A 17612-nucleotide genomic window follows, 5' to 3' on the forward strand; every position below is an offset into this window, starting at 1 on the left:
CGGGTTCCGCCCAGAGATAAGTCTTTATAATCGTGACACAATAAGGGCGGCGGCGGCCAGAAGAAGAACGCCGGTCATCAGGGCGAAACCCTTGCGAAAACGCGGCTCGCTCATGCGCCGCGCCAGGGCCGCCCCGCCCAGACCGTAGGCGGACATCGAAACCAGGTCCATGCCGATGGTGGCGACCGCGAACAGGGCCAGCTGCGGGGCCGCGGGGCGGTTCACATCGAGGAAGGGCGGCAGGACGGCGGTGAAGAACAGCATCGCCTTGGGGTTGGCGATCTGGACCATGAAGCCGTCGACCAGCGCGCTGCGACCCATCCTGACCATCGGCGCATCCGGGTCGGCGGCGGTACGGAAGGCCCCGCGCAGGGCGTTGATCCCCAGCCAGGCCACATAGAGGGCTCCACCGACGGAGATCAGCCGGAAGATCTGCGGAAAGGCGATCACCAGGGCTCCGAGGCCGAGGGCGGCGGCGGCGAACCAGACCAGGGTGGCGGCGTTCATGCCGACCACGCCCAGCAGCGCCCCGGCCTTGCCCCGCTGGACGCCGTTGGCGACCGAGAAGACATTGGCGGGGCCCGGCGTGATCGCCATCACCGCCATCACGCCGAGAAAGGTCAGATACAGGTGCGGATCAACAGGGAGGGTCACGCCCGTCCGTCCCGCGCCGGCCCCGCCGCGTCAAGCCCGCGGAAGGCTCACCAGCCCGTCGAGGGCCGGGTTTTGCGCGGTTGCTCCGGCGCACGTCTGCGACGACCGCGTCTCGTTCCGGCGAACTGAACCCGGAAATCGCCGGCTGGAGACCGAGGGCCGATCAGTTGTTGTCGTCTTCAGCTTCTTCGGCGTCGGTGTCGACGTCGGGGGCGTCCGCGGTCAGAGTCGCGTCGGCCGTGGCGGCGGCGATCTCGACCTGGGCCTCATCCAGTTCGTCGATCGCCTCGCCGACGACGTACTCAGCCATCAGGCCATAGGTGGCCATGTGTTCGGGGTCATGGGAGGCCCAGGCCCCGTTGGCGGCGATGCCCCGCGCCGCGTTCAGGGCTCCCGACGCCTCGACCTCGGCGAGGGCTTCAGAGACGATCGCATCGACGTCGATTCCGGCCAGGGCCTCGGCGGCGATGGCCGAGGCGTGCCGGGTCGCCTCGGCGGTGAAGGCCGTGACGTCGGGTTGATACTCGGTCCACAGGGTGGCGATGCGGAGCTCGCGCTGCGCCTCGGTCAGGCCCTGGTCCGCGGAGATGGCCTCGGCGCGCTCGCCGAAGGCCTCCATGCGCGCCTCGAAGGCGTTGGCGGCGGCTTCCAGTGCATCTTCGGACGGGCCGCGCACATCAGCGGCGACAGCAGCGGAGAGCGGCAGCAGGGCCAGGGCGGCGGCGAGGGAGAGGGCCTTGATCATCGGAGGGCTCCTTGAGCGGGTAGGCCCAGGGTCCGCCGAACGTCGTCTCGCCTCAAGTGAAATCGCGGTAAGGCGGCGGGCGCGAGCTCGCCGCCTTACCGATCAAGGGCTTACTGCGACGCGGCGGGCGTGGCCGGAGCGGCCATGATGCCGGCGCGGATCTGGGCCGGGGCCCCCCGAATCTGGGCGACGGCCATGGCGATCTGGGGCAAGGCCTCGGCCGGCAGGCCCGAGGCCGGGGATGCGGCAAAGGCAGCGAGCTGATCGGCGAAGGTGTCGGCCCCCGCCTGGTGGCGCGCGACAATGGCATCGGCGTCGGTATTGGCCTTGGCGGTGTCCGCGCCTGCGGCGGTGCGGGCGGCCCGGAGTTCACCGGCCATGGCCTCGAGGTCGGCCTGGAAGGCCTGGCCTGCCGCCTCGATGGTGGCCTGGTCGGGAGCGGGTGCGGTCTGGGCGAAAGCGGGGCTGGCGATCGCGAGAGCGGCGGCAACGGCGAGAAGGATACGCATGGCGAGGGATGGTCTCCGGATTGGGGTGCAGGTCAGCTTTCGTTCAGGCTCGGCATTTTGGCAATCCGGACAATGGTCCGGCATCCATCAAGGCGGATGTCGATCTAGCCCCGGTCGCGCGCATCCCGCTTGCCCAGCACGCGCAGGCGCAGGGCGTTCAGCTTGATGAACCCGGCGGCGTCCTTCTGATCATAGGCGACCGCGCCGTCCTCGAAGGTGACCAGTTCCTGGTCGTACAGGCTCTCGTTGCTTTCACGGCCGATGACGGTGGCATTGCCCTTGTAGAGCTTGACCCGGACCGTGCCCGAGACCCGGGTCTGGGAGTGGTCGATGGCGGCCTGGAGCATCTCGCGCTCGGGCGAAAACCAGAAGCCGTTGTAGACCAGATGGGCGTATTTGACCGCCAGCTCGTCCTTCAGATGCATGGCCCCGCCGTCGAGGGTGATGGACTCGATGCCGCGGTGGGCGGCCAGCAATATGGTCCCGCCCGGGGTCTCATAGACGCCGCGGGACTTCATTCCGACGAACCGGTTCTCGACCAGGTCGAGGCGGCCGATGCCGTTGTCGTGACCGTACTGGTTCAGGGCGGTCAGCAGGGTCGCCGGCGATATAGCCTCGCCGTTGATCGAGATCGGGTCGCCCTTGTCGAAGCCGATGGTGATGACGGTGGCCACGTCGGGCGCGTCTTCGGGCGACAGGGTGCGCTGGTGCACGAACTCCGGAGCCTCGACCGACGGGTCCTCCAGTACCTTGCCTTCGGAGGAGCTGTGCAGAAGGTTGGCGTCGACGCTGAACGGGGCCTCGCCACGCTTGTCCTTGGCGATCGGGATCTGGTGCTTCTCGGCGAAGTCCAGCAGGTGTTCGCGGCTCTTGAACTCCCACTCGCGCCACGGGGCGATGACCCGGATGTCGGGCTCCAGCGCATAGTAGCCGAGCTCGAACCGGACCTGGTCGTTGCCCTTGCCGGTGGCACCGTGACAGACGGCGTCGGCACCGACCATGCGGGCGATCTCGATCTGGCGTTTGGCGATCAGCGGCCGGGCGATGGAGGTGCCGAGCAGATACTGGCCCTCGTACAGGGCGTTGGCGCGGAACATCGGGAAGACGTAGTCGCGAACGAACTCCTCGCGCAGGTCATCGATGAAGATGTTCTCGGGCTTAATGCCCATCTTCAGCGCCTTCTCGCGGGCCGGTGCCAATTCCTCGCCCTGGCCCAGGTCGGCGGTGAAGGTCACGACCTCCGCGCCGTATTCCGTCTGCAGCCATTTCAGGATTATCGAGGTGTCGAGGCCGCCGGAATAGGCGAGAACGACCTTCTTGGGCGCGGATTGGGTCATGAAGGGTCCTTCAGCGAACGCGGGGAGGCGTTTTTGACGTCTGCGCGCGCTTTAAGGACCAGACGCCCCGCGATGCAAGGGCGGGAATGCGGCGGGGGAGCCCGATCGGACCAGGCGACACCGCTTCGGGATTCCGCTGATGCCGTCAATCCGGCTCCAGCCTTCGCTTCAGGCGACCCTCATCGTCAACGGGGCGGCATTTTCGTTCAGTCGCGGATCCCGCCGGTCATCTTGTGGCGCATCCTGCCGGTCCATCTGTTGAAGGAAGCGCCGAATGCGTGACATGGCCTCGACATCGCGCCCGTCCGAGCGACGATCGCCGCCCTGTTCGACCAGAATGGCCAGGATCTGGGCTGCCTCGCCGGGTGACCGGGGCCGGTGCTGGAGCAGGAACCGTTCGGCCGCGGCGTATTCATCCCACACGGCTTCCGGGTTCTGTTTCGTCCTTCTCCAGAAGGACATGGCGGTCTCATAGGTCCAGGCGTGCGCCATGACGGGCTCCTTGGGTGCTGTCTCCAACCGCCTGTGCGGTGGGAGGTGATAGGAAGTCAGCGGGCCTGAGACGCCGCCCAGCGCTCGTAACTGCGGGCGAACGGCGTCTCGGCGACGCCGACGAGCAGCGCCAGGACGATGGCGGCGCTGAAATACCAGCCCAGCTCAACATAGGCCCGCCGCCAGACCGTCTGGTCCAGGAGGGCGATGAAGTGGGCAAAGAAGCACAGAAACGCGAAGGCTGCGGCACCATGCGCCCACCAGCGGCGGCTGCGCCACGCCAGCAGGAAGAGCAGGGTGAACAGGAGGCCGTCGAGACACGCGACCCCCGCCCGAATGGCTTGCCAGACCAGTCCCTCGGCGAGCCTGCTGAGGACGAAACCGCCCACCACCAGGCCGACACCGATCCGCACCGAGCGGTCGCCGAAGGTGAGTCCGACCGCCGAGACCGAGAGGGTCGCGAGCCAGAAGACCTGCTGCGCCGGAGTTCCGAGAAGAGCCAAGATCTCACCAATGTTCATCCCCCGACGTTCTGCGCTTCCCCTTCACCGTCAAGCGGCGTTGCGCGGAATTTCCCGAAGGTGGCCCGTCAGCGGCACGGTCGCTCCGTCGTCGGGTTTGGTGCCTGGTCCGGACGCGACGGTCCAGGCGATCCGCATCGACCGCGCATCCCGCGCCATCTGCTTGTGTCCTTCGACCAGGGCGCGGCGGGCCCGGGTGAGCCGGCCGCCGCATTTGGCGACGAGCTCCAGCGCTTCCTGACCGACGACGGCGGCGACGTTGTGATCCATCCGGCCGCGGGTCATCAGCGCCGACAGGTCGCCGATTTCGGCCACCGCGACGTCGACCGCGCGCTCGGCGGCGTAGAGTTTTTCGGCCATCTGGCGGCCCAGTTCGTTGAGTTCCGACATGGTTGGACGCTCCTCCGCGAATGCGGGCTTTCAGGACAGGTTTTCGGTACGCTCAGCCCAGGCCCTGGAAGGCCTTGGACGTCACCAGGGCGAGAACCGCGATCACGCCGATCACCGCGAAGACCCCTATGATGACGCTCGAGCTGACGATGCCGGGCGGTGTGGGGCGATAGAAGGTGGGCGGTCGTGGGTCAGGTCCGGAGAAAAAGCCAGACAAGCGAATTTCGGGCACCGTGTGAATGCTCAAAGAATGACCGGTTTCTGACCAATTTCGCTTGAACTTGGCTACCGCGTCCTGTCGTCTGGACAGACCCAGCTTGCGATAAGCGGACTGCAGCGTGTTGCTGACGGTCCGCTCGGCGACGCCGAGGCGCGCGCCGATCTCCTTGTTTCTGAGCCCCTCTCCCAGCAGGAGCAGGACGCGGACTTCTTGAACCGTCAGACGCACGATCGTTGCACCCACCCCTGGAGGGCGGAAGCTTTCCACCGCATTTGCGTCTTCGTCCAGACAGTTACCGCTGAAGCCGGGATTGTGGGCGGCTGACGGGGCCGGTTGTCAGCCCCACGGCCCACGATCCGACAGCCGATCGGGGCGAACGCTGACGTCCGGTTCCGGGCTCTCCAGCGCCGCCACCGGCCCCGTCGCCGGCTGCCGCGACAGTCCCATCAAGGCCTCGACGCGGTTGCGGGTGGCGGGATGGGTCGAGAACAGATTGTCGGTCCCCCGCCCGGCCAGGGGATTGATGATGAAGAGCTGGCCCGAGGCCGGATTGCGCTCGGCGACCGGATTCACGATCTGGCGGGCGGAGGCGTCGATCTTCTGCAGAGCGGCGGCGAGGGCCAGCGGGTCGCCGGCGATCGCGGCCCCGACGCGGTCGGCCTCGTATTCCCGCGAGCGGCTGATGGCCATCTGCACCAGGGCGGCGGCCAGGGGTGCCAGGATCATCAGCGCCAGCGTCCCGATCAACCCGCCAGGCCGCTCGCGATGGTCGCTACCGCCGAAGAACATCGCAAAATTGGCCAGGGCCGCAATCGCCCCGGCGACGGTGGCCGTGACGGTCATGGTCAGGGTGTCGCGGTTCTTCACATGGGCCAGCTCGTGCGCCATCACGCCGCGGATTTCGTCACGATTCAGCATGTCCAGAAGGCCGGTGGTGGCGCAGACGGCGGCGTGGGCGGGGTTGCGGCCGGTGGCGAAGGCATTGGGCTGGTCGTTGGGAATGATGGCGATCACGGGCCGGGGCAGATCGGCGTCCCGCGCCATCTGGACCACATCGGCAACATAGGCGCGGACGACGGCGTTGGGATGCTGTTCGTCGACCGGCTGGGCGCGATACATCTTCAGAACGATCTTGTCGGCGTTCCAATAGCTGATCAGATTCAGGCCCCCGACGACGACCAGGGCGATCCCCATGCCCACCGGACCGCCGATCAGATAGCCGATGCCGACGAACAGGGCGGTCAGCGCCGCCAGCAGGGTGAAGGTCCTGAGGTGATTCATCGTCGGATGGCTCGATCACGGCTGGCGCATTCGGGGCGAGTGCCTAATTTGAGAACGTAGACACCAAGGCTCAAGGCGAGGCTGCTGTGACCGATCATCCCACCCCTCACTCCGGCCCTGAGCCGGAGGCCCCGCCGGCACTGAACCGGGACGTGCCCCACGCCACGCCCGACCGGCCGCTGAGCGAGGCCGCGCGCCGCGCCCTGCTGGAAGCCGCAGCGCGGCGGTCGGCGTCGTCCGACGATGCGGCTCCGACCGAGCATGGTGGGCCAAGCGGCCCCGAGCCGACCCGTTATGGGGACTGGGAGAAGAAGGGCCTGGCGATCGACTTCTGACGCCGCGCCCGTCGTGCGGACACAGCGGCGGGAGAACAAAGACGGCCGAACAGCGTTAAACGCATTGTTCAGAAAAGGCCGTCCCATGATCCGACCGCTCGCCGCCACCGTGGCCCTTGCCACGCTCGTGCTCATCCCGCTCGCCGGCCCTGGCATCGCCTCGGCCCAGACCTGGGGGCAGCCTGTCTATCTCAACGCCTATGGCCGACCGGTCGGCGGATCACCGCTGTCGGAGTTCGAAACACGATCCTATGTCGAGACCGGCCGCCGGGCGGACGGATATTCCGACCGGCCCCGGGTCTATGTGCCCGTGCCGGGATATGGCCGGCCGTATGGGGGCCACGGTTACGGCACCTATGGGTACGACCGTGATCGATACCGCGATGGTTCCGGCCGATATGATCGGCCCCCGGTGCCCGGTTATCGCGACGTCTGGGGCTACAATGATGACCGTTCCCCGACCTCGACGCGCGGCGGGCCTGATGGGCACCGGCACCGCGGTTCGCGAGACTGCGGCTGTGCTGACGTCTATCTCTACGACCGGTGACTCGGCCGAACCGCCACGGGTACGGTTAAATTGGCTGCCCTGAGGGGAAAGAACCGGTCCCGGTTTCGCCCCTGCGGTGCAATCCGAACCCTTTTCATTCCAGAGACTTACAACGGATCATCACCGGAGTGGGTCTCATGCGTATGCTTACCGTCGCGGCCGGCGCCGCCTTTCTGATCCTGGCCGCCAGCCCCGCCCAGGCGGGCGGCCCGACGCGCGGTGGCCATCCGGGTGCTGGGCACCCGGGCGGGGGTTGCGGAAGTTGCGGCGGTGGTGGCGGGGGTCACCCCGGGGGCGGTCATCCGGGCGGGGGCTATGCCGGTGGCGCAAACATCAATGTGAATGTGAACGCCAGTGCGAACGCCAACGCCTACGCCGGAGCCTCGGCCGGGTCGTATCTCAACGCGCGCACCTACAACGTCAGCGGTGCGCGGGGCGTGGTCGGCGGCGGCGCAGTCTATGTCGGCGGCGGTTATGGCGGGGACGGGGGCGGACCCTGGAGCGGTCCGGTCTATTACAACGAGGCTGTCTATGAGGGGCGCGCCTGCGGGGCGGCACCCTTCGGCTATGTGCTGAGCGGTTTCGGCCGCAACCAGCGTGCTGCGCCGGTTTGCGGTGGCGGCTACGAACAGCAGGGCGACCGGGGTGGACGCTATGGCTACAGCGAACGCCACGAGAGTCGATACGAAGAGAGTCGTTACGAATCCCGTGAGGCCTACGCCGTCTATGAGGGCCGTACGGCCTATGCGGCTGACGACGGGCACCGGGAAGAGCGCTATGAGGACCGGGGCCAGGGGTATGGTGCCCATGGCGCGGTCGGGTACGGCCGGAGCGATACGGGCGGACGGCACAACTGTGGCTGCCGCGCCGACGTCCGTGACGCAGAGCCCTATATCGCTCTGCCGGAGCCGGCCCCTTACGTCCCCGCGCCGGAACCCGTCTATGAAGCCCCGATGACCCCCAACCAGTACTACGGCACCGGCGGACAGACGCCGCCGCCGCCGCGCCAGCACTACAGCCAGGAGCCCGGTGAGCGGGGCTAGTGAACCGGGCCGTCGCCCATTTCGGCGATGATGGCCGCAGCCGCCTGAACCGGATCCTCAGCGCCGACCACCGGCCGGGCCACGACGAGATGGGTTGCGCCGGCGTAAAGGGCCTCCGCCGGGGTCGCGACCCGCTGCTGGTCGCCCTTGTCCGCGCCTGCCGGGCGGACGCCGGGGGTGACGATCAGGAAGTCCGGGCGGCCCGCCGCGGTGACGATCTCGCGCACGCGGGCAGCCTCCAGCGGGCTTGAGACGACGCCGTCGACGCCGCAGTCCAGCGCCTGCCGGACCCGTCGCTCGACCAGATCCGCCGCCGAAAAGCCGTAGCCGATGTCGGCCAGGTCCAGGTCGGACAGGCTGGTCAGGACGGTAACGGCCAGAAGTTTCGTGTTCGCGCCCGATGCGTCGCGGCCCTTGACCGCGCCACGCATGACTTGCGGCTCGGCGTGGACGGTCAGCAGGTCGCAGCCGCCCTCGGCCACGGCACGGGCCGCGCCTTCGACCTGGGCCCCGATGTCATGCAGCTTCCAGTCCTGAAAAACGGCCTTGCCGCGCGCCCGCAGGTCGTGGGCGAAGGCGACGCCGCCGGGCCGGGCCAGCAGGGTCAGACCGATCTTGTAGGACGCGACGGTTTCGCCCAGCCTGTCGACCATGGCGCGGGCCGCGTCCAGCGACGGAAGGTCGAGGCCGACGATAAGGCGGGAATCAGATTTTGCCGGGGTCATGGCGTCGCTCCTCCTGAGCCGTTAGGGCTGGACGCGCGGTCGGGCGTCAGCCTTGATGGCCGCGGGATGTGAATTGCAGGGCGAGGTCAGCACATGGACGCGGTCGATCTGGGGGTCAACCTGTTCGTGGCCCTGTTTGCCCTGGTGGATCCCATCGGCAACATTCCGATCTTCGCCGCCGCTACGGCCGGGGCCTCGGTGCGGCAGCGGCTCTCGGTCTCGGGCCTGATTTGCATTTTCATCGTCGTCTTCCTGGCCTTCTTCTTCTTCACCGGCTTGGGATTGCTGCAGTTCTTCGGCATTTCGCTGGCGGCGTTCCGGATTGCGGGCGGCATATTGCTGCTGCTGCTGGGCCTCGACATGACGCGCGAGGACTTCCTCAAGATGTTCGCCGACAAGGACGCCCTGGCTGACGCCCAGAATGACCAGGGCTATGCCCGCCGTCGGTTCCAGCGGCTGGTCGTGCCCTTCGCCATGCCCCTGCTGATCGGGCCGGGCGCGATCTCGACCATCATCATCCAGGCCGGTGAAGCCGAGAAGGTCGGTCCTGCCGGGCAGGCGGCGGGGGTGGCGGCTATCGTCGCTGCGGGCCTCGCCACCTTCATCGTCTTCACCCTGACCGGCCCGATCAGCCGTCTGCTCGGCGAGATCGGCATGGCCATCATCGTGCGGGTGCTGGGCCTGATCCTCTGCGCCCTGGCCATCCAGTTCATCCTCGCCGGCCTGTCCGAAGCCATTCCGGGGATGTTCAGCTCGATCGCCACCACGCCCTATCCGGACGGCGGGCACTGAGGCGGGTCAGATCCGCTTCAGCCGTTTCGCGTGGCCGCCGACCATGTTCAGCGCCATATGGTCAGGCAGGTGTTTGGCGAGGCTGGCGAGGACATTGTTCATCGCCCCCGGTGTGACCCTGGGCCGGTTGGCCTCGCAGGCGGCATAGCCGACCCGCGCCACATGGTCGGCGGTCTGCCACATCCACGCCGGATAGGCCGATGACACCTGTTCGCGGGTGCCGTTGGCGTCGTGCAATTCGGTCAGGGTGTAGCCGGGGCAGAGGGCGGTGACGTGGACGCCGGTCCCGCGCAGCTCCAGATGCAGGCCTTGAGACGCCTTGATGAGGAAGGACTTGATCGGGCCGTACAGGGTGTCGCCGCCGGTCGCGGGCATCTGGCCGGCGAGGGAGGCGACATTGAGGATGCGGCCAAAGCCGCGCTCGACCATGGCGGGGGCGAACAGCCGGGCCAGTTCCACCGGGGCGGCCAGCATGACCTGGATCATCGCCTTGTGGGCCGCCGGATCGGTGTTGAGGAAGCCTGCGGTGCGGCTGAAACCGGCATTGTTGATCAGGCCATCCACCCTCAGTCCGTCCGCCTGAACGGCGTCGAACAGGCGGCGCGGTGCCTCCGGGTCGGCAAGGTCCGCTGGCAGGATGGTGGAGGCGGCACCCATGCGGGCCAGTTCGCCAGCAGCGCGTGCAGGGGCGCTTCGCGTCGCGCCGTCAGGATCAGGTCCCAGCCTTCTGCGGCATAGACCCGGGCGAGGGCGGCCCCGATGCCGGCGGAGGCTCCGGTGATCAGTACGACCGGCCGCGGCCGTGAGGGCAGGCTCATCTCAGGCGGCGACCGGGCAGGACGCGTGCGGAGCGAAGGCGGCCAGCGACGCCGGTTCGTGATCCAGCAGGTCGGCGATGGTGATCTTCGACAGGGCGGCACCGGCGGCCTGGTCGGCAGCGGTCAGGGCCTTGGCGACCTGACGCGGAATGTGTTCGCTGACCGGGCAGCCCTTGGCCCCCGCGGGCGGCGACCCGAGGTGGGCGCAGCCGTTGACGGCGCGCAGCACGGTCTCCAGCGAAATGTCCTCGGGCCGGTGCAGCAGCCATGCCCCGCCGGACGCGCCCGGTCGGGTGGCGATCAGCCCTGCCTTGGCCAGCAAGGCGGTCACCCGCCGGACCACGACGGGATTGGTCGGGATGGAGGCAGCCAGAATGGCGCTCGCGACCGCATCGGAGGGCGAGCAGGCCCCCCTGTGGGCCAGATAGGCCAGGGCGTGGGCGGCGACGGGGAATCGTTGACTGTCTGACATGGCGTTGCCCTTAAGATAAGGCTTGCGGGACGCTTTCACAAACGGGCTTCATTCCCCCTCGCGGCGGTCGTCAAGCCTGGGGGATCTCCCGACCCGCCAGCCCCCGGAACCTTCGCGCCCGCAGCACGATTGAACCGCGGAATGAAAGAGCTTAAAGGCTCGCCGCTCTTTGGATGGGAACCGCATGGAGCGGGGTCCCGGAGGAACTTCATGGCCGGGGCCTCTCCCAAAGGTGACGACGGCGTCTCCGCCGCCGCCTCAAACTCACCGACCCCCGCCGATAAATCGGTCGCCCCGGCCCATCCGCACCCCGCGGCGGCCGGCGAAGGCGGTCACGTCAAGGCCGGCAAATGGGGCCTGATCATCGGTGCCATCGGCGTCGTCTTCGGCGACATCGGTACCAGCCCGCTCTATGCGATGCGCGAGGCCCTGCATCACTCCAAGAGCGGCGGTACCGCTGACCTGGCCGTCCTGGGCGTCGTATCCCTCGTTTTCTGGGCCCTGCTGCTGGTCGTCACGCTGAAGTACGTCGTCTTCCTGATGAAGGCTGACAACAAGGGCGAGGGCGGTACCCTGGCGCTGATGGCCCTGGCCCAGCACGCCATCGGGCGCCGATCGGGTCTGATCTTCATACTCGGCGTCTGCGGCGCGGCGCTGTTCTACGGCGACGGTGTTATCACGCCGGCCGTCTCGGTGCTGTCGGCGGTCGAGGGTCTGCGCGATGCGCCGGGCATTTCGGGTCAGCTGGACAGTTTCGTCGTGCCCATCGCCGCGGGCATCCTGATTGCCCTGTTCATGATCCAGTCGCGCGGCACGGCCAGCGTCGCCCGGTTTTTCGGGCCCCTGACCGCCGTCTGGTTCCTGATCCTCGCGGCGCTCGGCATCTATCACATCTTTGACGACCCCACGGTTTTCAGGGCGCTGTCGCCGCACTACGGCGTGTTGTTCATACTCGACAACGGCTTCCTCGGCTTCATCATCCTCGGCAGCGTGTTCCTCGCGGTCACCGGGGCCGAGGCGCTGTACGCGGACATGGGCCATTTCGGAAAATCGCCGATCCGGCAGGGCTGGATCTGGTTCGTTCTGCCGTGCCTCACACTCAACTATCTCGGCCAGGGCGCGCTGGTGCTCAACAACAGCGCCGCCGCCGCCAACCCGTTCTGGATGATGGTGCCGGAAGTCGCCTACTGGCCGGTTCTGGTAATGGCGACCATCGCCACCGTGATTGCGTCGCAAGCCGTCATCACCGGGGCCTTCTCGGTGACCCAGCAGGCCGTCCAGCTGGGCCTTCTGCCGCGAATCGACATCCGCAACACGTCTGAAAGCCAGGCCGGGCAGATCTTCGTCCCCAGCGTCAACATCATGCTGATGCTCGGCGTTCTGGCTCTGCTGGTGACCTTCCAGACCTCGACAAATCTGGCGGCGGCATACGGCATCGCCGTGACCGGCTCGATGTTCGTCGACAGCCTGCTGGCCTGGTTCATCGTCCGCAACATGTGGAAATGGAGCCTGCCGCTCTCACTGGCGGCCATCAGCCCGCTGGTGGCGATCGACCTGGTCTTTCTCACCTCCAACATGCTCAAGATTCCGCAGGGCGCGTGGTTTCCGCTCGCCCTTGGCGGCGCGCTGATCGTGCTGATGTGGACCTGGGTGCGCGGGACCCAGATCCTGACCGACAAGACGCGCAAGGACAGTCTGCCGCTGACCGACCTGATCGAGATGCTGCGCGCCCGACCGCCGCACCGCGCGCCGGGCACGGCCATTTTCCTGACCTCGGACCCCGATGTCGCCCCGGTGGCACTGATGCACAATCTCAAACACAACAAGGTGTTGCACGAGAAGAACGTCATCCTGACCGTGCGCACCACCGACACCCCACGCGTGCCCGAAAGCCAGCGGGTGACGATCGAGCCGATCTCGGACGACTTCAAGAAGCTGACCATCAGCTATGGCTTCATGGAACAGCCGAATGTGCCCAAGGCGCTGGGCCTGTGCCGCAAGCAAGGGCTGAAGTTCGACATCATGTCGACCAGCTTCTTCCTCGGTCGCCGCTCCGTCATCGCCTCGGCGACGCAGGGGATGCCGCTGTGGCAGGACCGGCTGTTCATCTTCCTGACCCGCAATGCCGCCAATCCGACCGACTTCTTCCACATCCCGCCGGGACGCGTGGTCGAGCTCGGCGCGCAGGTGGCGGTTTGAGCCGCTCGCCCGAGCAGGGCCGAAGCTCCGCCGCCCGTGGCCGCCGCATGGCCGACAAGGCGCGGGCCGGAACCCGACCGCCGCGCGCCCCCAGGGTTGAGATCGTGGACGACAGCGTCGACATCGGCGTCGAGGCGCGGATCGCGGCGGGCGTGCTGCTGAACGCCGCCCTTGAGGGTCGGGGCGGGCTGGACGCCGCCCTGTCGTTCCGCGAAATCTCCAGCCTGCCGGGACCGGACCGGGCCTTCGCCCGCGCTGTGGCCATGGCCGCCCTGCGCCGGCTGGGCGAGATCGACCAGATTCTTGACCGCAAGCTGCAGAAGGGGCCGCCTCTGGCCGTGCGCACCATCCTGCGCGTGGCCCTGGCCCAGATGCTGATCCTCGAGACGCCGGCCTTCGCGGCGGTGTCGACGGCGGTGAAACTGGCTGAGCGCGAGGTCAAGACGCGGCCCTACAAGAATCTGGTCAATGCCGTGCTGCGCGGCATCGACCGGGAAGGACCCGGCCTGACCACGGCCGAGAGCAATCTGCCCGAATGGCTGGCGGCCCGCTGGCGAGCCGCCTACGGCGAGGCGGCGCTCGTCGGTCTGGCCCTGGCCGCGCGCGAGGAGCCGGGCACGGACCTCAGCGTCAAACCCGGGGTCGATCCCGCCGCCGTGGCCGAGGCCGTCGAGGGCGAGGTCCTGCCGGGCGGCTCGGTTCGCACCGGGCGGCGCGGCGACGTGGCGAGCTGGCCGGGCTTCGATGACGGCGTGTGGTGGGTCCAGGACGCGGCCGCCGCCGTGCCGGGCCGTCTGCTGGCGCCCAGGGCCGGCGAAACAATCATTGATCTGTGTGCGGCCCCGGGCGGCAAGACGCTGCAGCTGGCCGCCTCCGGAGCCCACGTCGTGGCGCTGGACCGGTCGGCGGTCAGGCTGCAGCGGCTGACCGAGAACCTGGCCCGCACCGGCCTCAGCGCCGAAGTGGTCGCGACCCCCGCCGAGGACTGGGATGACGCGCGGACCTTCGACGCCGTCCTGCTCGACGCGCCGTGCACGGCCACCGGCACCTTCCGGCGCAATCCGGAAGTCCTGCGCGCCACCAAACCCGCCGACGTGGCCAAGCTGGCCGATGTGCAGCACCGCCTTCTGGACGCCGCCGCCGGGCGCGTAAAGCCGGGCGGACGGCTGGTCTATTGCGTCTGTTCGCTGGAACGCGAGGAGGGCGAGACCCAGATCATCGCCTTCCTGCGCCGCAACCCGGCCTTCCGGACGGCACCGGCCGTTCCGGCCGAGATCGGCGCGCCGGACGCCGCGCCGACGCCCGAGGGCTGGCTGCGCATCCTGCCCTCGATGTGGGCGGAAAAGGGCGGCGTCGACGGGTTCTTCATCGCCCGGCTGGACCGGATCGGCTAACGCGGCGGCGGTGGTGGTGCCGGTGGTGCCGGTGAGGCCGGCATGGCCTGAATCGTGACCTCGCCGGCCTGTTCGAAGGTGATGGTGACCGTGGTCAGCACCGGAGCCGGCACGCCCGAGGCGAGATCGGTCAGCTGGGCCAGCACCCCCGTCCGGCCGGAGCGGATCGACAGATCGCCCTCCGGCGCGCGTTCGCCGCGGCCGTTGACGACCGGGTAGACACCGACGTCGCCGACCGTCCCGGAAGGCGTGGTTACAGACAGGATCCGATCCGTTCCGGAGCCGGCGTTATCGACCAGAACCGTCACCTGGCCGCCGAGCCCGCTGTTTGCCCGCCAGGCCATCATGCCTCCTTGCGACACGGTCAGGTCTCCGCTTCGGGCGGACGTCGGTGCTTCGGTCGTTGCGTCCTGTACAAGAGGCCCGGCGACGAGCGTCAGGATCAGCTCCAGCATTATCCCCTCCAGAAGCCGACGATCTTCTTGACCTCGTTCACCACCGGATCTGCGAGGGCGGCGGCGCGCTCGGCCCCGTCCTTGAGCACTCTATCAATCTCGGTCGGGTCGTCCATCAGCCGCCGCATTTCGGCTGTCACCGGGGCCATGGAGGCGACGGCGAGGTCCGCCAGCGCCGGTTTGAAGGCACCGAAGCCCTGGCCGGCGAACTGGGCCAGCACCGCCTCGCGGCTCATGTCGGCCAGCGCGGCATAGATGGTGACGAGGTTCTTCGCCTCCGCCCGGCCTTCCAGTCCCTCGAGCGTTTCGGGCAGGGCGTCGGGGTCGGTGCGGGCCTTGCGGATCTTGGCGACGATGGAGTCCGCGTCGTCGGTCAGATTGATGCGTGACTGGTCCGACGGATCGGACTTCGACATCTTGGCCGCGCCGTCGCGCAGGCTCATGACCCGGGGTGCCGGTCCCTGCGTCAGGGGTTCCGGCAGGGGGAAGAAGCCGGGCACCTTGAAGTCGGTATTGAACTTCTGGGCGATGTCGCGCGTCAGCTCCAGATGCTGCTTCTGGTCTTCGCCGGTCGGCACCTCGGTGGCCTTGTACAGCAGGATGTCAGCGGCCTGGAGCACCGGGTAGGTGTAGAGGCCGACGGACGAGCGCTCCTTGTGCTTGCCCGACTTCTCCTTGAACTGGGTCATGCGGTCCAGCCAGCCGAGCCGGGCGACGCAGTTCAGGATCCAGGCCAGTTCGGAATGCGCCCGCACCGCCGACTGGGGCCAGATGATCGAGCGCGCCGGGTCGAGGCCGGAGGCCAGATAGGCGGCGGCGATCTCGCGCGTCTGGGCGGTCAGCTTGTCCGGGTCCTGCCAGACGGTGATGGCGTGCAGGTCGGCGACGAACAGGAAGCAGGGCGCGCCCGTGTCCTGAAGTTGGGTGAACCGTTTCAGGGCCCCGAGGTAGTTCCCGAGATGCAGGGCACCCGAGGCCTGGATGCCGCTGAGAACGCGGCGCGGGCCCTGGTAGGCGGGGACAGTTTCAGGGGCGTCTTCGGGGGAGGCGTCGGTCATCAATCCAGTCCGGTCGGCGGCACGCTCTTGTCGGAGGCACCGGGTTCACGCTTCAGCGTCGCCTTCAGTTCGGAGACGCTGACGGCGCGGAAAAGCACGATGCAGGCGGCGTAGACAAGGGCTCCGACGCCGACAACGACGACGACGGCGATTTCCTTGGCCAGCAGAAGACGGCTCAGGGCCGGGTAGCTGATCCCGGCCAGCACCAGCAGGCCTGCCATGACTGCGCTGGCCGCCAGCACGCGGGACAGGCGCGACAGGAAGGCCGGCGACGGCCGCCAGGCGTCCTCGCGTATCAGGGTGCCCGCCAGCAGGGAGACGTTGATCCACGCCGACAGGCTGGTGGCGACCGCCAGACCCAGCACCCCGTCGACGCCGATGCTGGACAGCCAGAAGAACAGGCCGGCCCCGACCACGACCGTGAAGATCACCGCGGCCACGGCATAGATCATCGGCCGGCGGGTGTCCTCGCGGGCGAAGAAGGGCGGGGTCAGCACCTTGGCCAGCACGAAGGCGGGCACGCCCCAGGCGAACTGGCGCAGCACATCGGCGGTGCGGGCGGCGTCGAGGCTGGTGAAGGCCCCGCGGGTTACCGTCGCATCGATGATGAAGAAGGGGATGACGAACAGGGCCACGGCGGCCGGCAGGGTAAAGGCCATGGCCAGGGTGATGCCGTCATCGAGGGTGCGGCGGCCGCCCTCGTGGTCGCCCGAGACGAAAGCCCGGGTCAGGCGCGGGACGAGCGCCAGGCCGATGGCGACGCCGATCAGACCCAGCGGAAGCTGGTACAGCCGGTCGGCGTTGTAGATCACCGAGCGGGCCCCTTCATCGGACCCGGCCAGCACCTGGCTGACCAGGGAGTTGACCTGCATCGCCCCGCCGGCGAGCGCGCCGGGCACGGCGAGGGCGAGGGCCCGCTTCACATTGGGCGTGAGGCGCGGCCACGACAGTTTCAGGGTCACACCGAGCCGGCGGACGCCCCACCACAGCAGTCCGGCCTGCAGGAAGCCCGAGACGGTGACGGCGGCTGTGACCCAGAGCAATACGGTCGGCTGTCTGGCCGGCACGACATAGGCGGCCAGCAGCGGCGTCAGGGTACAGAGGTTTAGGAACACCGGCACCCCGGCCGACAGGGCAAATTTGCCGGCTGTGTTCAGCACTCCCGACAGCAGGGAGGCCACGGTCATGCAGGCCAGATAGGGCATGGCCAGCTGGGTCGCGGTCACCGCCACCGACATGACCCCGGCCTGATGGCGGTAGGCGGACAGCAGCCATGGCATGATCCAGGGCATCAGGACCTGAAGCACGACACAGAAGCCCGCGACCACGGCCAGCATGAAGGACATGGCTTCCGACGCCGTGACGGCCGCCGCCTCTTCCCCCTCACGCGCGCGGACACCGCCATAGACGGGCACGAAGGCCTGGGCGAAGGCCCCCTCGGCGAACAGTCGGCGGAACATGTTGGGCAACATCAGCGCCGTGGTGAAGGCGTCCATCATCGGTCCCTGACCGAAGCGGGCCGCCAGGGCCATGTCGCGGGCAAACCCGAGGATGCGGCTGCCCAGCGTCAGGGTCGCTTGCACGAGAGTGTTGCGGGCCAGGCTCATGCAGTGCTCGAAAACAGG

The 17612-nt window shown here is 68.3% G+C and carries 20 protein-coding genes and 1 pseudogene; 6 read left to right on the forward strand and 15 right to left on the reverse strand.

Translation table 11 applies throughout. The annotated features are described in order from the left end of the window. Positions 1–24 precede the first annotated feature (24 nt). From ACP7AS_RS03325 to htpX, 9 genes are all read right to left on the reverse strand, one after another. Complete coding sequence (locus tag ACP7AS_RS03325; RefSeq protein ID WP_426027507.1) at positions 25–606, reverse strand: LysE family translocator; 582 nt, start codon at positions 604–606, stop codon at positions 25–27. Between the two features lie 211 nt (positions 607–817). Continuing rightward, positions 818–1399 carry a hypothetical protein gene (locus ACP7AS_RS03330; protein ID WP_426027417.1) on the reverse strand — a complete coding sequence of 194 codons (582 nt, stop codon included), beginning with the start codon at positions 1397–1399 and terminating at the stop codon, positions 818–820. 110 nt (positions 1400–1509) lie between these two features. Then, positions 1510–1908 (reverse strand): translation initiation factor IF-2, encoded by a 399-nt coding sequence (locus ACP7AS_RS03335; protein ID WP_426027418.1) that lies wholly within the window; start codon positions 1906–1908, stop codon positions 1510–1512. 104 nt (positions 1909–2012) lie between these two features. Further along, positions 2013–3245, reverse strand: coding sequence for an argininosuccinate synthase (locus ACP7AS_RS03340; protein ID WP_426027419.1), 1233 nt, complete (start codon positions 3243–3245; stop codon positions 2013–2015). A gap of 168 nt (positions 3246–3413) precedes the next feature. Further along, on the reverse strand, positions 3414–3737 hold the full coding sequence (locus ACP7AS_RS03345; RefSeq protein WP_426027420.1) for a hypothetical protein: 324 nt from the start codon (positions 3735–3737) through the stop codon (positions 3414–3416). Between the two features lie 56 nt (positions 3738–3793). Then, the gene (locus ACP7AS_RS03350) at positions 3794–4258 is read right to left on the reverse strand and encodes a hypothetical protein (protein WP_426027421.1); all 465 of its coding nucleotides are present in this window, start codon (positions 4256–4258) and stop codon (positions 3794–3796) included. A 30-nt stretch (positions 4259–4288) separates the two neighbouring features. Beyond that, positions 4289–4648: a hypothetical protein gene (locus ACP7AS_RS03355; RefSeq protein ID WP_426027422.1), complete on the reverse strand. Its 360-nt coding sequence runs from the start codon at positions 4646–4648 to the stop codon at positions 4289–4291. 52 nt (positions 4649–4700) lie between these two features. Continuing rightward, positions 4701–5096, reverse strand: a complete 396-nt coding sequence (locus tag ACP7AS_RS03360) for a helix-turn-helix domain-containing protein (RefSeq protein WP_426027423.1) — start codon at positions 5094–5096, stop codon at positions 4701–4703. 108 nt (positions 5097–5204) lie between these two features. Beyond that, complete coding sequence (gene htpX, locus ACP7AS_RS03365) at positions 5205–6149, reverse strand: zinc metalloprotease HtpX (RefSeq protein WP_426027424.1); 945 nt, start codon at positions 6147–6149, stop codon at positions 5205–5207. An 86-nt stretch (positions 6150–6235) separates the two neighbouring features. Here htpX and ACP7AS_RS03370 point away from each other — a divergent pair, with 86 nt between their 5' ends. The 3 genes from ACP7AS_RS03370 (at position 6236) to ACP7AS_RS03380 (ending at position 8074) form a co-directional block, all read left to right on the forward strand. Continuing rightward, a complete protein-coding gene (locus tag ACP7AS_RS03370) occupies positions 6236–6484 on the forward strand; it encodes a DUF1674 domain-containing protein (protein WP_426027425.1) in 249 nt (82 codons plus the stop codon). 85 nt (positions 6485–6569) lie between these two features. After that, positions 6570–7031: a hypothetical protein gene (locus ACP7AS_RS03375; RefSeq protein ID WP_426027426.1), complete on the forward strand. Its 462-nt coding sequence runs from the start codon at positions 6570–6572 to the stop codon at positions 7029–7031. 137 nt (positions 7032–7168) lie between these two features. Next, a complete protein-coding gene (locus ACP7AS_RS03380) occupies positions 7169–8074 on the forward strand; it encodes a hypothetical protein (RefSeq protein WP_426027427.1) in 906 nt (301 codons plus the stop codon). Here ACP7AS_RS03380 and pyrF read toward each other — a convergent pair. Then, entirely contained in the window at positions 8071–8799 is a 729-nt protein-coding gene (gene pyrF, locus ACP7AS_RS03385; protein ID WP_426027428.1) for an orotidine-5'-phosphate decarboxylase, read from the reverse strand. The genes ACP7AS_RS03380 and pyrF overlap by 4 nt on opposite strands. A 93-nt stretch (positions 8800–8892) precedes the next feature. Here pyrF and ACP7AS_RS03390 point away from each other — a divergent pair, with 93 nt between their 5' ends. Then, a complete protein-coding gene (locus ACP7AS_RS03390; protein WP_426027429.1) occupies positions 8893–9591 on the forward strand; it encodes a MarC family protein in 699 nt (232 codons plus the stop codon). A 6-nt stretch (positions 9592–9597) separates the two neighbouring features. On the opposite strand, the pseudogene ACP7AS_RS03395 reads toward ACP7AS_RS03390, so the two are convergent. After that, positions 9598–10409: pseudogene (locus tag ACP7AS_RS03395) on the reverse strand (SDR family NAD(P)-dependent oxidoreductase). A 1-nt stretch (position 10410) separates the two neighbouring features. Beyond that, complete coding sequence (locus ACP7AS_RS03400; protein ID WP_426027430.1) at positions 10411–10881, reverse strand: Rrf2 family transcriptional regulator; 471 nt, start codon at positions 10879–10881, stop codon at positions 10411–10413. Positions 10882–11091: 210 nt separating this feature from the next. Here ACP7AS_RS03400 and ACP7AS_RS03405 point away from each other — a divergent pair, with 210 nt between their 5' ends. Further along, the gene (locus ACP7AS_RS03405; RefSeq protein ID WP_426027431.1) at positions 11092–13080 is read left to right on the forward strand and encodes a potassium transporter Kup; all 1989 of its coding nucleotides are present in this window, start codon (positions 11092–11094) and stop codon (positions 13078–13080) included. Between the two features lie 47 nt (positions 13081–13127). After that, positions 13128–14474: an RsmB/NOP family class I SAM-dependent RNA methyltransferase gene (locus tag ACP7AS_RS03410; protein WP_426027508.1), complete on the forward strand. Its 1347-nt coding sequence runs from the start codon at positions 13128–13130 to the stop codon at positions 14472–14474. On the opposite strand, the gene ACP7AS_RS03415 is transcribed toward ACP7AS_RS03410, so the two are convergent. Genes ACP7AS_RS03415 through murJ form a run of 3 tightly spaced genes read right to left on the reverse strand, consistent with a single transcriptional unit; the run spans position 14471 to position 17594 of the window. After that, on the reverse strand, positions 14471–14929 hold the full coding sequence (locus ACP7AS_RS03415) for a hypothetical protein (RefSeq protein ID WP_426027432.1): 459 nt from the start codon (positions 14927–14929) through the stop codon (positions 14471–14473). The genes ACP7AS_RS03410 and ACP7AS_RS03415 overlap by 4 nt on opposite strands. Beyond that, complete coding sequence (gene trpS / locus ACP7AS_RS03420; protein ID WP_426027433.1) at positions 14929–15987, reverse strand: tryptophan--tRNA ligase; 1059 nt, start codon at positions 15985–15987, stop codon at positions 14929–14931. The genes ACP7AS_RS03415 and trpS overlap by 1 nt, the downstream gene beginning before the upstream one ends. Continuing rightward, a complete protein-coding gene (gene murJ / locus ACP7AS_RS03425) occupies positions 15987–17594 on the reverse strand; it encodes a murein biosynthesis integral membrane protein MurJ (RefSeq protein ID WP_426027434.1) in 1608 nt (535 codons plus the stop codon). Before murJ ends, trpS begins: the two co-directional genes overlap by 1 nt. Positions 17595–17612 lie beyond the last annotated feature (18 nt).

This window comes from Brevundimonas sp. TWP2-3-4b2 (assembly GCF_049897345.1).
Lineage (GTDB): Bacteria > Pseudomonadota > Alphaproteobacteria > Caulobacterales > Caulobacteraceae > Brevundimonas.

Excerpts from the sequence above, each read along its gene's own strand:
- ACP7AS_RS03325 (WP_426027507.1), bottom strand. The coding sequence starts at position 606 with ATGGCGGTGATGGCGATCACGCCGGGCCCCGCCAATGTCTTCTCGGTC.
- ACP7AS_RS03330 (WP_426027417.1), bottom strand. The coding sequence starts at position 1,399 with ATGATCAAGGCCCTCTCCCTCGCCGCCGCCCTGGCCCTGCTGCCGCTC.
- ACP7AS_RS03335 (WP_426027418.1), bottom strand. The coding sequence starts at position 1,908 with ATGCGTATCCTTCTCGCCGTTGCCGCCGCTCTCGCGATCGCCAGCCCC.
- ACP7AS_RS03340 (WP_426027419.1), bottom strand. The coding sequence starts at position 3,245 with ATGACCCAATCCGCGCCCAAGAAGGTCGTTCTCGCCTATTCCGGCGGC.
- ACP7AS_RS03345 (WP_426027420.1), bottom strand. The coding sequence starts at position 3,737 with ATGGCGCACGCCTGGACCTATGAGACCGCCATGTCCTTCTGGAGAAGG.
- ACP7AS_RS03350 (WP_426027421.1), bottom strand. The coding sequence starts at position 4,258 with ATGAACATTGGTGAGATCTTGGCTCTTCTCGGAACTCCGGCGCAGCAG.
- ACP7AS_RS03355 (WP_426027422.1), bottom strand. The coding sequence starts at position 4,648 with ATGTCGGAACTCAACGAACTGGGCCGCCAGATGGCCGAAAAACTCTAC.
- htpX (WP_426027424.1), bottom strand. The coding sequence starts at position 6,149 with ATGAATCACCTCAGGACCTTCACCCTGCTGGCGGCGCTGACCGCCCTG.
- ACP7AS_RS03375 (WP_426027426.1), top strand. The coding sequence starts at position 6,570 with ATGATCCGACCGCTCGCCGCCACCGTGGCCCTTGCCACGCTCGTGCTC.
- ACP7AS_RS03380 (WP_426027427.1), top strand. The coding sequence starts at position 7,169 with ATGCGTATGCTTACCGTCGCGGCCGGCGCCGCCTTTCTGATCCTGGCC.
- pyrF (WP_426027428.1), bottom strand. The coding sequence starts at position 8,799 with ATGACCCCGGCAAAATCTGATTCCCGCCTTATCGTCGGCCTCGACCTT.
- ACP7AS_RS03390 (WP_426027429.1), top strand. The coding sequence starts at position 8,893 with ATGGACGCGGTCGATCTGGGGGTCAACCTGTTCGTGGCCCTGTTTGCC.
- ACP7AS_RS03400 (WP_426027430.1), bottom strand. The coding sequence starts at position 10,881 with ATGTCAGACAGTCAACGATTCCCCGTCGCCGCCCACGCCCTGGCCTAT.
- ACP7AS_RS03405 (WP_426027431.1), top strand. The coding sequence starts at position 11,092 with ATGGCCGGGGCCTCTCCCAAAGGTGACGACGGCGTCTCCGCCGCCGCC.
- ACP7AS_RS03410 (WP_426027508.1), top strand. The coding sequence starts at position 13,128 with ATGGCCGACAAGGCGCGGGCCGGAACCCGACCGCCGCGCGCCCCCAGG.
- ACP7AS_RS03415 (WP_426027432.1), bottom strand. The coding sequence starts at position 14,929 with ATGCTGGAGCTGATCCTGACGCTCGTCGCCGGGCCTCTTGTACAGGAC.
- trpS (WP_426027433.1), bottom strand. The coding sequence starts at position 15,987 with ATGACCGACGCCTCCCCCGAAGACGCCCCTGAAACTGTCCCCGCCTAC.
- murJ (WP_426027434.1), bottom strand. The coding sequence starts at position 17,594 with ATGAGCCTGGCCCGCAACACTCTCGTGCAAGCGACCCTGACGCTGGGC.